Origin of the sequence: Massilia violaceinigra, from assembly GCF_002752675.1 — a bacterium.
GTDB classification, from domain to species: Bacteria; Pseudomonadota; Gammaproteobacteria; order Burkholderiales; family Burkholderiaceae_D; genus Telluria_A; species Telluria_A violaceinigra.
In genome coordinates this window covers 5447536-5460468 of sequence record NZ_CP024608.1, presented here as the reverse complement: position 1 = coordinate 5460468, position 12933 = coordinate 5447536, and the positions used below count along the sequence as shown (strand labels likewise).

The window sequence follows — 12933 nt, the reverse complement described above, 5'->3', positions numbered from 1 at the left end:
TGTTGGCGAATATAATAGGTGTTTAATCACCTGGATACTGAACCATGCTTACCCGAGACCAGATCGAAGAATTGAACGCCCTCCTGGTCCGCGTTGATGAGGATGAGGATGAGGAGGACGATGAAGAGGACGACTGGTTTGCGCTGGAGTTCGCCGAGCCCGACTCGGCGCAAGACATCGCCGCGTTGGAGGGTATTCTAGGATTCGGCATTCCCGCCGCATTGAAGGCGCTTTACCAGCGGTGCGGCGCATTCGGGCACGCGTCATACGGATTGTCCTGGCAGACGATCAAGGTGCGCTCGGCGAGCTGGCTGCTGGAACGACTGCGTGCGGGCGGCGATGCGGCGCCGGCGATGGGGCTTCTTAATTATATTCATGACTCCTGGGGCGGGCGCACGGAGCTTGAGGTAATCGATCCCGAACTGGCGAAGATCGTCAATGAGAACTACGTGGTGTTCGGCGAGCGCATCGTCAGCGACGACGTTTACGATTACTGGTATGTCGACCGCAACGGCCTGTTCGGATGCCTGCATTTCGACCAGGATCAAGGCGGCCACAATGTATGGAAGCTCGAAACGCTGGGCAATATCGTACCGCCGGAGGATCCGGCATTGTCGGGCGAAGAACGGCGCGCCCAAACGCTTCTCGAGGTCGCCAATTTTTCGGGCGATGAGGATATTTTCCCCGGGAAGGAATTGGACGAACTCATTACACAGCAGTTCGAGGCGTGCGCACAGAGTCTGGCGGAAGGCTAACCAGTCGGGTGGGATTTATTAACAGTCCTAACAGTGCCGGAGCCAAATAAGGGCCATAATCGACCAATCAGATACGCCGAAGGCGGAAGGTTCATTATGGATACCCCCCAGATTACGCCGCTTTCGGCACGCAGCGCAGGCCTGATTGCTCCCCTCGCGCCAACACACACCGTGGCCATCGAACAGGTCCAGAGCCTGCCGTTGGCGGCGGTTGCCCCCACCACGGTGGACCTGTCGACTTCGGGGCGCTTCCTGTCGCTGGCCTCCTTGTTCCAGAAAAAGATGCTGGACTTGCAAAACGCTGTTGCTGCCGACACGGATGCATCCAAGCAGCTTGCCGACGTGACGGTCGCAGCGGCAGCCGTGGCCAGCATTTTCAACGAATTGCAGACCAGCGTGGTCGACAATACCGGCGCGGCGATGGACACCCTGGGCGATCAATCGCTGCAATCGCAATTTTTCCAGCAGTTTGGCGGCACCCCGCAGGATGCCGACGCAAGCCTGGCAGCCATCGGCCTGAGCTTTACGCCAGCGACCAGCACCACCCCTGGCACCCTGAGGATGGACGAAACGGCGCTGCAGGACGCATTTGGCCGAGACCCTGTCGCCACCTCGGCATTGCTGGAGCGCGCCGCTAACGCCTTCTTCGGCGTGGTCAGCACGCAAGTCCAGGCACAGGCGGCCGGCGTCTCTTTCCTTTCCGACGATAGCGTGATCGGTGCCGCGCCCCGGGACTTCAACGCCACGCCAAGCCAGGCAGCCAGCAATGCGGACAATCTGTTCGTCCAGAACCTGGTGGCAGAGACTCTGCGCGAGGAAAGCGCGCTGCTGGACGAACGCGCAACCGGAGTTCCGCCGTTCCTTACGCAAACCGACCTGGGCGAGGGTCGCGATTTTCCGGTGCAGATGGACCTGATCGCTTCGCCGGAAACAGAGGCACTGGCCGTTGGCGCACGCGTGGCCTCGCTGCCGGCAGATCCAGACGCACAAGCCATCGCCGCCAACGCCACCCTGGTCGAAGCGCTCGCTACGCCAATAGTGGCGGCAGCGCCAACCGCACTCGCAATGCCACCTGCACCGGCAGCGCCACCAGTTGCAGCAACGTTGAGTACGGAAGACCGGACCCAGTCGGCCTCGAGCGCTACCACGCCGGCGACGGCCACGATCTCCGGACCCGACACCACGGCAAGCAATGCCATCAGCGTGGCGGAACAGGCACGCGTTCTGGCGCAACAGTTGCAGGCGGAACGCGAGGCGGCACGCGAGCTCGACGAGAAAATTGCCGGTGCCAGCGACGCAGTACGTGCCGCATTGGCCGACGACATTGCCAAGCGCGACGCCCTCAGAGTCGACCAGCTCAACGTGGAAAGAAGCATGGAACAGCGGCGCGCGGACCAGCTGGCGCAAGCCGGAGCCGCCCCGGTTCCCGTCGCGCCGGATCAGTTTCCGCGACCGGCCGCTGCCGTGAGTACGGTCACGACTGCGCAGACAGTAGCCCAGGACCTGAACGAGGACCCGAACATCACACCGCAGCAAGCGCCTCTCCCGGCGCCAAACCAGGCGCAGCTGGCCGCGCGCGACCCGGCGATTGCCGCCGCCATCGCGGCGTACAACGTCAACACCGGTCCGTTTGCGGCACAAAATGGCAGGCCCGACATTCAACCGCCCAAGGCCAAGCCGGTTGCGCCGGTGGCCGGCGTCACGAAGGTGGAGCCCGCCGGGGCGCTCGGCACGCCTGGGGACGGATCGTCGCCATTGCGATAAGCCGCTCGGAATCGCCAGCGGGTTGCTCACGCCCGCTGCGCCCCCCGCCGGACACATGCTGGCGCCCTCCACCGCTGACGACGTCTTATCGAGACGCCGGGTGGCGGTCTTTTCAAACCCCTCCATATAAAACAGTTTGCGCGATTGGTATTTAATAGGCATGCTCAAAAGTATAATTGGTACCTATTTGGCATGCATATAGTCGTGCTTCCTCCCCATACTGATCGGAACAAGCTTGTCACATTTATACCGGCTCGCACCCATTGCTGCCCTGCTGCTTAGCGTTGCGGCCGGGCCGGCATACGCTCAAGCGCCCACTTCCCCTGCAAAAACACCGTTGCCTGTGCTGCGATGGCCGATTGCCGATGTCGATCCCGAAAACGAAGACTTCAGCGATCTGAAGCCTTTCGCCGACGCCATCGGAAAGGCGCGCGTTGTCGCGCTGGGCGAGCAGACTCACGGCGCGCGCGAAGAGTATCTCTTGAAAACGCGCCTGCTCAAATTCTTGCATCAGCGCATGGGATTTGATGTGTTACTGCTTGAAAGCGGCTTTTACGATATCGGACGGCTGGCCGAACGTGCGGAACGCGGTGAGAAGCTCGATGCTAGCGCGCCCGGCAATGTTTTCTTCATGTATGCGAAAAGCGCCGAGGGCCGCGGCATGCTGCAGTACCTGGACCACCAGCGCTCGCTCGGGAAACCCATGCAGCTGGGCGGCATCGACAGCCAGCATACTGGTGAGCTTAGCCAGAGAGAACTGATCGGGGACTTGCAATCCTATCTGCGCAAGCAGCAACCGGGCTTGGCCGAGGGGGCCGGCTGGACGGCGTATGCGAAGATCGCCAACGGGCTGTTCATGATGGACCGCAAGACGCCACGGACGTCGGAGCGAGAGCCATTTCTACGCCACGCCAAGCTGCTCGAATCGCATTTATGCCAGCAGGACGACGCCGCGTTCAAGGGCCGGACCTGGTGGTGCAACGTCGTTCGCAGCATCCATGCCCAAGCCACCAGCTACTGGAGTGCCGACCGCGACTACCAGCGTGACAACCAGATGGGCGCGAACGCGATCTGGCTTGCCGATCATCTTTTCGCCGGCAAGAAAGTGGTGATCTGGGCGCACACTGTGCACGTGGCACGGGGGTTTCAGCGCTCGCCAACGAACCTGCAGGCTGGCGAAGTCATGCACCGGCGCTGGGGACGCGACTACAAGGTGGCGCAGTTCAGCACCGCTGGCGGTACGATTTTCGAGTATGTTTCCGGGAAACCGACGGCGGTGCCGACGCCTGCCGCCCAGAGCCTGGAGCAACGCCTGGCGCGGGAGACCAAAACGGTCATCGGCTTAACGCCGCTCGCGCCGGTCGACCTGACCCAGTTCAGTTACGAATATCTCACCGGCGGCGCGGGAAGGCTCGGCACGCATTGGGATGTACTTTTCTTTGTTCCGGCGGTGACGCCGGTCACGATGACGCGCTGACGATGGACAAGAAACTCAGTTTGAGCTACACGACGATTGCATTGCACTGGCTATGCGCGCTGGCGATGCTGGCCATGCTCGGTGTCGGACTCTATATGGTCCGCTTTGAAGCGTGGAGCTTCTACCCCTGGCATAAATCAGCTGGCGTCATCCTGTTAGCACTGATGCTGGCGCGCGCCGCCTGGCGCATCCGTCAAGGCTGGCTGCCGGCGCTCGGAGCCGCTTCGCGCATCGAGCAAGGCGTTGCCAAAGCGGTGCACTGGATGCTGATCATCGGCACGCTCGCCATGCCAGTGACGGGTATGCTCTTTAGCGGAGCAAGCGGACATGGCTTCGGTATCTTCGGTATTCCGGTCGTGCACGAACAGCACGACCCGGTGCATCCCGGCCAGGTGATTCCGTACAGCGCCGCCTGGGCCGAGGCAGCCCAACTGATGCATGCCTGGCTCGGCTACTTTCTCATCGCAGTCATCACGCTGCACATCGCCGGGGCGCTGAAACACCATGCGGTTGCCCGGGACGGCACGTTACGCCGGATGGTCGGTGCGCATATTCAGTCACGATGATGAAGCCATGATCGTCAGCGTCGCTAACTGACCGTTCTCGATTGAAAACCGCGCACCAAGGAATCAAACAAGCTCTTGAGCATGCCACAGAGTTTTCTTATCTATTCGTGGCCCAAAAAGTTGAAGGCAATTTGCAGCGGCATGGTTGGGCGAAGAGAGCAACCTGGATTGGCGCCTATACCTGCATGCGGTTACCATACAATCCAACCAAGTTAAGGACCGGCATGCGAAACGAAACATTGCGCATAGACCTGACCTATGCACGGTCGCCACTATTCGTGCGGCAGACTGTGGCGCGCGCCTTTGGAATTCCTATTAACCAGGAGTTCACTTGGGAACTGCTTCGCGACCTCATATGCAACCTCGACGCTTCCGCTCTGCCGAAGGAAATTGTATTTTCAGGTTGGTCGAATATGGAGATCACGATACGGGAAGAAGCAGAGAGGCTCAGCGGTTTCCTGCAAGTCCTTCAAAAACGCCATCCTGATATCAAAGTTTCTATCATTATTCTTGATTAACATCTTGATCGCTGATCGTTGAAACAGCTATGGCTCGATGGCGTGGACCTGACGCTGTCGCAGCGAGACGAGCTGGCCGCCCGGTACACGTACCTCCGCATTACCTGAAATGGCGATCGCAGGCCGAGGTACTTCCCGGCAATTGCAATAAGCATTCGCAATCCCCGCCGCACTTCCCGAGCCTGCTAGGCAGCAACGGGTTTTAATCTGCGAAAGTGTTGCGCGCACGATGAAGTCGTTTATTAATCACGTCATTCCTCTGCATACTTGTATCGCCATTTGGCACACTTTCCTGGAGATAGTCATGACGTCGTACATGAGCAAGCTATTGACCGCATTCACCGTTGCAACACTGAGTTTGCCTCTGTCGGCGGCAGCGGGTACGTACACGCTGACCTCCCCCGGAACGGACCAGCACGCCTGGGTCAACGGCGGGCAATTCGAAATCGGTCGTTTCTCCCTTCAATCGAATGTCGGCGACATCCTTGGCCTCAATACATCGGTGACGCTGATGGATCAGGGATGGGGTGGCCAAGATCCGACCAACGGTGTGTACGTCGGCCTGTTTGCCGGCGAAACGGCCTTGTACACGCTGCATGTTGCTGGCGCCAACCACGCCTGGAAGACAGATTATTATTCCCTGACCTCGAATCCCGGGGACTTTGCCGGCATCAATGCCGCTCTTGACAATGCTACCTGGAACGCCGGCGTCACCGTGCGCATGTACAGCAACGCGTGGGACTACCTGGGTTGGGAACTCCACACCCGCAATGTCAGCCTTGCCATGACCTCGGGCGTATTGCCAGCCGTTCCGGAGCCGTCAAGCTATGGAATGATGTTGGGCGGCCTGACCCTGCTGGGCGCAGCCGCCTGGCGCCGCCAGGCACGAACGATGTCCTGATGCTGAAACGCGATTGCGTTCGGCCTTCCGTGGCGTCGTTAGCGCAGCGTGGGATTGAAGCGAGCTGCCGTTGCGGCGTCCCACGTTGCATGCGGCTCGGTTTCTCGCTGACATCGTGGTGTCGTGTGGACGAGCTTCTGCCCTGGCATTGCGCCGGGCAGTTGGCATCTGCCTGAAAACACGGCGTTAATACGTCGATGGGCAGACGCCAGGATATGTTGAAGCTATTTAGTGAGGCGAGGTCCGGCGCCCGAGGGAAGGCTTGCCTCCGCTATGCGGGATTGATACCGGCCAACAATTCCACTAATAGCTTGGGATTGGCGGGCTTGACGAAGTAGTAATCGAAGCCGGCCGCGATGGCGCTTTCCTTGCCATACTCCTGGCCATATCCTGTGACGGCGATGAGCGTCGCATGGGCCGATTGGGAGCTCGCGCGCAGGCGCCGCGCCAGCTCGTTGCCGTCCATGCCGGGCAGCCCGATGTCGAGCAGGAACACGTCGTATTTCTCGGTCGCGGCCTTCTCCAAAGCGTTCGCCGAGCTCGGCGACCACGGCCAGCATCTGCGCGGCCGAGACGATCGGGGCAAGCGGATTGCGCAGCTCATGGGCCAGCATGGCGAGGAACTCGTCCTTGCGGCGATCTGCGTTCTGCAACCCTTGAAGGATATTCTTACGGTCGCCAATGTCCCGGTAGAGGAACCGCCATGCCGCCGTCGGGCATCGGCAGCAGCCGCAGCTCCAGCCAAACATTTTCCCCGTTCGAAAACGCCACGAGTTCCTCGAACCTCCCGGCGCTGCGCGACGCCATGACCCGCCGATAGCGCGTCTCCACCTCGGTGCCGATGATCTCTGGCCAAACGTCCCAAAGGGAGCGGCCAACGACGACTTGCGCCTCCCTTTGGCCCACCTTCAAGCCGAGGGTGTTTATCTGCTTCCTTTGCCAATCGGAGCCGATGATCGCGAAGCCCTCGGTCATGTTCAGAAAGATGTGGCGGCGCTCGTCGCGTTCGTCCTGCAAGGCCGACTGGGCACGGCAGGTGTCCAGCGAGCTCCACACGCGCTCGGCCATCGCCCTGACCAAGGCGATATCCTCCTTTTCCCACGGCGCGGCTTCGAGCGGCGCGATTGCGAGAAACCGCCCAAGGCGTCCGTCGTTTGCAAAGGGAACCGCCAGCACCAAGGCTGACTCGTCGGCGCTCAGAAGACCATGGATCCACGATGGGCTGATATACGAAATGCAGGTAGCGCGCCTCGACTGAACCGTTCGGCTCGCATTGCAGTTCGATGCGAAGGCCCCGTCCACTTCGAGAAGCGCCTCGCGCACGGGCTTTCCGAGAGGGTCACGGTGCCCGATCAGCTGGAGGTAGGCGCCATTGGCCAACTGGAACACATGATGCGGACCAAGGAGAACCGCCATGAAACTGGGCGCTTGTTCGAAAAGCTGAAGCAGATGCTCGGCGGCGAGCCTTGGGACAGGAGCGGCCCGGGAAGCGGACGGAAAATGAAGCATCGGATTTCCAGGATGACCAAAGAATGCAACCCATTGCGGGTTGCAAAGCGTGAAATTACCCGCGCCGGCTTGTCTGACGTATGTTGGCGCAACAGTCTGGTTTGGCCCCTTGACGCAGCGTTTTGCGCTGGTACATGTCGCCTCTCGAAAGAAGCCATCCGCGTCGACGTCCAAGTCGGACTACGCATCGCATTGCCGGTAAGTGTTGCGTCGCAAGATGAATTTGAGCATTATCGATTGCTCAAATACCAACGATCTGCGGCTTTTCGGTTATCATTGCTGTACTGAAAGGTTTAGCCGCACGGCGACGCCTAAACGTTACTCAATGGGATTTAGCATGATCGTAGGAATCGACCTCGGCACCACCAACAGCCTGATCTCCGTCTGGGAGAACGGCGCCGCCCGCCTCATCCCCAACCAGCTGGGCGACGTCCTCACCCCGTCCTGCGTCAGCGTTGACGAAGACGGCACGATCCTGGTTGGCCGCGCCGCGCGCGACCGCCTGCAAACCCATCCTGCCCAAAGTGCCGCCGCCTTCAAGCGCCACATGGGCAGCGACAAGAAAATCACTCTTGGCAAGCGCGCCTTCCGCGCCGAAGAACTGTCGGCCCTGATCCTGCGCGCGCTCAAGGAAGACGCCGAGGCCGCCCTCGGCCAGCCTGTCACGGAAGCTATCATCACCGTTCCGGCTTATTTCTCCGACGCCCAGCGCAAGGCCACCCGCGCCGCCGGCCAGCTTGCCGGGCTCAAGGTCGACCGCCTGCTCAACGAGCCGACCGCGGCCGCCCTCGCCTACGGCATCCACCTGCGCGACAGCGAAAGCAGGTTCCTCGTGTTCGACCTCGGCGGCGGCACCTTCGATGTCTCGGTGCTCGACCTGTTCGAGAACGTGATGGAAGTGCGCGCTTCGGCGGGCGATAATTTCCTGGGCGGCGAAGATTTCGTCACCGCGCTGGTCGACCGTTTCTTCGAGCACAACAAACTCAACAAGAACTATCGCGAGAACGCCCACTTCATGCAGCGTCTCGGTGCCCAGGTGGAACTGGCCAAGCGCGAGCTGAGCACGTCCCCGCGCGCGCTCATCCGCGTGACCGAAGGCAGCGACAATTTTTCGATGGAACTCGACGAGCCCACCTTCGAGACCCTGTGCGCGCCCTTGCTGGCGCGCCTGCGCCACCCGGTCGAACGGGCCCTGCGCGACGCCAACCTGGTCGGCGCCCAGCTCGACAATATCGTGCTGGCCGGCGGCGCCACCCGCATGCCGGTGGTGCGGCGCATGGTGGCGCGCATGTTTGGCCGCTTCCCAGCCTGCGACATCAATCCGGACGAAGTCGTCGCGCTCGGCGCGGCGGTCCAGGCCGGCCTGAAAAGCAAGGATGCCGCCCTCGACGAAGTCGTCATGACCGATGTCTCGCCCTACTCCCTGGGCGTCGAAATCGCCATGCACTACGAATCGGGCGGTCACTCCAGCGGCCACTTCGACCCCGTAATCGAGCGCAATACCGTGGTGCCGGTCAGCCGCGTCAAGACCTACTCGCCGATTCACGATCAGCAAAGCGTTATCGAAATCAATGTCTACCAGGGCGAAGCGCGCATGGTGGCCGATAACATCAAGCTGGGCACCCTGAGCGTTCCGGTTCCACCCGGCACGCGCGACGACAGGTCGGTTGAGGTGCGCTTTACTTACGACGTGAACGGCCTGCTGCAGGTCGAGGCGAGCGCCCGCAAGGGTGCCGAGAGCGCCGTCCTGATTATCGAAGGCAATCCGGGCATGATGTCGCCGCAGGAAATCAAGGAGCGCCTGGCGTCATTGTCGCAGCTGAAAATCCACCCGCGCGACCGCATCGAAATGCGCACGCTGCTGGCCCGTGGCGAGCGCCTTTATCAGCAATTGCGCGGCAGCGTGCGCGATCAGCTGTCGGTGGAAATGACGCGTTTCGAAGGCAACCTGGAAACCCAGGACAAGCGCATCATCGACGCTGCGGCCAAGCGTTTCGTGGAAGTGCTCGATTACGTCGAACACCAGCACGCCGGCAACCCTTTCGGCGATGCCGACCTGTGACGCTCCGGCGCCGCCTCCGGGCGGCGCCCCGGCTTCACCCTTTGCCTGCTCCTGCGCACCTTTTTTTCTGACCAATGCCCCACATACCCCCTTTTCTCGCCCGCCTGGGCCTCGACCGGAGCGCGGACGAACGCGCGATTCGGCGCGCCTACGCCCGCCAGCTCAAGCAAATCGACCAGGAAACCGAAGCGTACCGCTTCCAGATCCTGCGCACGGATTACGAATCGGCCCTGGCATGGCTTTCATGGGCCAGCTACGAGGACGAGGACGATGGCGATGACGGCATCGACGACGGCGGCGAGAACAGCAGCGCCAGTGCCGACGCCGGCCGCGCCAACGATGGCGGACCCGAACCACAACAGCCATCGTACGCGCCGTCCCAGGCCCCGGTGGCATACAACGTTCCTACCTACCGGGCCGATGCGGACGTAGCGCCGTCCGCCCGCGACGCTGGCATGGAAACCGATCCCGAGCAGTTGGCCGACGCCGTTTTCCAGCAGTTCCTGGACGCGCTGACCAATCTGCGCGCAGGCCGCATGCTCTATGACGACGGCCTTTGGGCCGACGAACTGCAGCGCTGCCTGAACGACGACCGCCTGCTCAATATTGCCGCCCGCATGGTATTCGAGGCGCGCATTACCTATTTCCTGGCCGGTACGCGCCAGCTCGGTCACGAAACCCTGTTCTTCGCCGCCCTCAGTGTGTTTGGATGGATGTCAGACCGCCATCGCCTCGAAAGGTTCGGCCATCCCGGCGCCATCGTCAATCGCGCCATCGACGAGCGTAATATGTTCCACGTCCAGGACCAGGCCGATCGTGTCGGGCAGCAAGAAGTGCTGTCCGCCTTGCGCAGGCCGGCCCTGCCCCGGCTTGGCGAAGTGCGCCGCATGATGCCGCATTTGCAGACGATGATGGCGCGTTTCCCGGTGTTGATGAGGATCGTCGCCGACGAGGAGGCGATCGGCCGTTGGCAAGAGGCATATGCCGGCTTGACTGCCAAGAGCGGCGCGCCGCTAACCGTCAAGGAGAGCGAATGGGCAGCAGCGGGCGAAACGGAAAAGTCAGGCGCGTCGTACGGTTGGATTATTGGCGTGATGATATTGCTTTCCACCCTGTTCAACACGATGAGGTCGAAATCCCCCAGTATCCCGATCGCGCCGCCACCCACGTTGGAGTCGCTCAGCGAGGCTCCGTGGAGGCCGTCTACTCCGAAGCTCGGCCAGGAACAGGATTACGCCCCCCTGCTCACCGCGATGAACAAGAATCCCCGAACCGCGCCCGGGACAGCGCGCCCCCAGGGCGAGCCGCTGACGCGTGCCCAGCTCGACGAGATCGGCTCGCGCATCGACTACAAGGTCGACAAGGATGCCGCGCCCGGCCTTCGATCGGTCGAGTTTGAAGTTCTTCTCGATGCCAAGGGCAAGGTCAAGTCGCTGAAAAAATTGAGCGGATCGGGCGATCAGCGCTACGAGGACGCCGTCGCCAAGGCGATGAGGGAAACGAAACCGTTTCCGGCGTCGACCACGCGCTTCTTCAGCGTGACGCATTCGGTCCGGATCACACGCGTGCTTCGCCCACCCCAGTTCGTTTCCCCGCCAGTGCCGGTGTTTCCACCGCCCTCGCGGGAACTCGGGCAGGCGCCGTCGGCACCCGAGCCGGCGGACACCAAGCCGCGTCCCGCGCCGCCTCCGCCCGACGAGGCCAATGAAGACCCGCTGACCACGCAGTAAGCACGGCCGCACACGGAGGGACGACCATGCACGTACTACGAGTTGACATGCGCTTCGCCGGGCAGCGGCCCGCTGACGGCCCGGCGGTGCACATGAATCTGTACCTGGGCGCGCTGAGCATGAACGGCCAGGTCTGCGGCAGCGATTGGCCGATCGTCATTGAAAATGGCTGTTGCGTCGCGACCGTCCTGGCGCCCGCGGCCGATTCGCTCGATGAGCGGTATCACGGCACCCATGTCAGGCAGCGTATCGCTGAAGCGCAGCAGGCAGGCATCACCTTTGCCTGGTCGGTGATCGGGGAGCAGTCTGACTCCGCTCAGGCATGCGGCTGTGCCGATCCCAGCGCTTTCCTCTTGTTCACCACCTATCTGACGGTGGAGTCGCCAGTGCAGTGCATGGACTGCTTCGGTGTGGTGCCGCTCTATCGCTTCACGGCGCCGCCCGATGCCGATTTTTACGACGTGATGTCGTGGCAGTCCAACTATCAATCATGCGATCAGTTGCAAATGAATTGCACGGTACTGGAACAAGCGGCCACTCGCCAGATGTCGGCGGTCGATAGCGCACTGTCGGCAGCGGGCCGTTCATGCTGTGCCACCTTGTCCGAACGGGCCGGGAAACCATTCTATTATTATCTGTACCGGGGCAAGCCGCCGCGCTGCCCAGGAAGCGCGGCGACGCTGTCCGGGTTGCGATGCATCATGGCATTCGCCCGCGACACCGCATGGAATGTTCGATTTCCGGTGCGACCGGTGCCGGCTATTGTCGAACCTTGCCTTTAACCTGGGCGCCGGCTATATGATGGCAGACCCCGATAACTTTTCCGACCCGGTTGCCCCATGCCCACCCTGATCCTGACCCCGCGCCATACCGACGATTCGCACATACTGTGGAAGGCGGCGGCGCGCCTCGGCTGGCAGGTGGAGCGGCTGGCCGCGTGGCGCGTGCCGCCGGCGCTGCAATCGCTGGCCGATCCGGTGCTGTACGGTGAAGCACTGTTGGGTCCGACCCTCGCGGAGCAACTCGGCCTGGCCTTGCTCAATCCGGAGGAAGACTGGCTGGTGCAGCTTCCCTTCGACTACCGCAAACGCGACATTACCCTCTCCACGCTGGGCGCCGCGCGTCAGCTTGCGGCGCCGGCATTCATCAAGCCGCCCAATGACAAGAGCTTTCCGGCGGCCGTCTATCGCGGATCGGAACTGCCTGCCGAATATGACGACGCCATGCCGGTCCTCGTTTCCGGCGTGGTCACATGGGAAATGGAATTTCGCTGCTTTATTCTCGACCGGACCCTGTGCACCTATTCAATCTATTCGCGCTGGGGCGAGCTGCAACGCGATGCCGGCTTTCACAGCACCCCTGAAGAGGATGCGCAACTGGAGGCGTTCATTGCCCGGCTGCTGGCCGACCCGGCCGTCGATCTTCCCGCCGCCACCGTGGTCGACGTCGGCGTCATCGCGGATCTCGGCTGGGCCTGCGTGGAGCAAAACGCGGCCTGGGGCGCGGGCATCTACGGCTGCGATGCCGAACGTGTTCTCGCCGTGCTGGAGCGTGCCTCGGTCAAGCGTTGACAATGGTGATGCCGAAAACGCCGCCAGCTGAGTGTCGCAAATCAAGGACGTTCCGCGCCCGCCTTTGATGCCGCGCAAAG

12 protein-coding genes and 1 pseudogene are annotated in these 12933 nt (G+C 61.8%); 11 read left to right on the top strand and 2 right to left on the bottom strand.

What is annotated here, in order from left to right:
- Window positions 1-44 precede the first annotated feature (44 nt).
- The 6 genes from CR152_RS23565 to CR152_RS23540 all read left to right on the top strand — a co-directional run bounded on the left by CR152_RS23565 (window position 45) and on the right by CR152_RS23540 (window position 5981).
- Entirely contained in the window at window positions 45-755 is a 711-nt protein-coding gene (locus CR152_RS23565) for an SMI1/KNR4 family protein (protein ID WP_099879058.1), read from the top strand.
- A gap of 96 nt (window positions 756-851) precedes the next feature.
- Complete coding sequence (locus tag CR152_RS23560) at window positions 852-2519, top strand: prolipoprotein diacylglyceryl transferase (protein ID WP_099879056.1); 1668 nt, start codon at window positions 852-854, stop codon at window positions 2517-2519.
- A gap of 235 nt (window positions 2520-2754) precedes the next feature.
- A complete protein-coding gene (locus CR152_RS23555; RefSeq protein ID WP_157778693.1) occupies window positions 2755-3996 on the top strand; it encodes an erythromycin esterase family protein in 1242 nt (413 codons plus the stop codon).
- Window positions 3997-3998: 2 nt separating this feature from the next.
- On the top strand, window positions 3999-4562 hold the full coding sequence (locus tag CR152_RS23550) for a cytochrome b (RefSeq protein WP_099879052.1): 564 nt from the start codon (window positions 3999-4001) through the stop codon (window positions 4560-4562).
- A gap of 41 nt (window positions 4563-4603) precedes the next feature.
- Window positions 4604-5080, top strand: coding sequence for a barstar family protein (locus CR152_RS33215; RefSeq protein WP_157778691.1), 477 nt, complete (start codon window positions 4604-4606; stop codon window positions 5078-5080).
- A gap of 304 nt (window positions 5081-5384) precedes the next feature.
- Window positions 5385-5981 carry a PEP-CTERM sorting domain-containing protein gene (locus CR152_RS23540; protein WP_099879047.1) on the top strand — a complete coding sequence of 199 codons (597 nt, stop codon included), beginning with the start codon at window positions 5385-5387 and terminating at the stop codon, window positions 5979-5981.
- A 271-nt stretch (window positions 5982-6252) separates the two neighbouring features.
- Here the strand turns inward: CR152_RS23540 and CR152_RS23535 are convergent, their stop codons facing one another.
- A complete protein-coding gene (locus CR152_RS23535; RefSeq protein WP_370663861.1) occupies window positions 6253-6567 on the bottom strand; it encodes a response regulator in 315 nt (104 codons plus the stop codon).
- A gap of 83 nt (window positions 6568-6650) precedes the next feature.
- On the bottom strand, window positions 6651-7664 hold the full coding sequence (locus CR152_RS23525; RefSeq protein WP_167399945.1) for a PAS domain-containing protein: 1014 nt from the start codon (window positions 7662-7664) through the stop codon (window positions 6651-6653).
- Window positions 7665-7827: 163 nt separating this feature from the next.
- Between CR152_RS23525 and CR152_RS23520 the strand changes: the two genes are divergently transcribed.
- The 5 genes and pseudogenes from CR152_RS23520 (at window position 7828) to CR152_RS23505 (ending at window position 12853) form a co-directional block, all read left to right on the top strand.
- Window positions 7828-9552, top strand: a complete 1725-nt coding sequence (locus tag CR152_RS23520; protein ID WP_099879040.1) for a molecular chaperone HscC — start codon at window positions 7828-7830, stop codon at window positions 9550-9552.
- Between the two features lie 74 nt (window positions 9553-9626).
- Window positions 9627-11282, top strand: a complete 1656-nt coding sequence (locus CR152_RS23515) for a TonB C-terminal domain-containing protein (RefSeq protein WP_099879038.1) — start codon at window positions 9627-9629, stop codon at window positions 11280-11282.
- Between the two features lie 26 nt (window positions 11283-11308).
- Window positions 11309-11911 (top strand): annotated as a pseudogene (locus CR152_RS23510) (DUF2310 family Zn-ribbon-containing protein); the annotation flags it as partial.
- The gene (locus tag CR152_RS35080) at window positions 11874-12134 is read left to right on the top strand and encodes a DUF8594 domain-containing protein (RefSeq protein WP_157778689.1); all 261 of its coding nucleotides are present in this window, start codon (window positions 11874-11876) and stop codon (window positions 12132-12134) included. The pseudogene CR152_RS23510 and the gene CR152_RS35080, both read left to right, overlap by 38 nt.
- On the top strand, window positions 12122-12853 hold the full coding sequence (locus CR152_RS23505) for an ATP-grasp domain-containing protein (RefSeq protein WP_099879034.1): 732 nt from the start codon (window positions 12122-12124) through the stop codon (window positions 12851-12853). Before CR152_RS35080 ends, CR152_RS23505 begins: the two co-directional genes overlap by 13 nt.
- Window positions 12854-12933 lie beyond the last annotated feature (80 nt).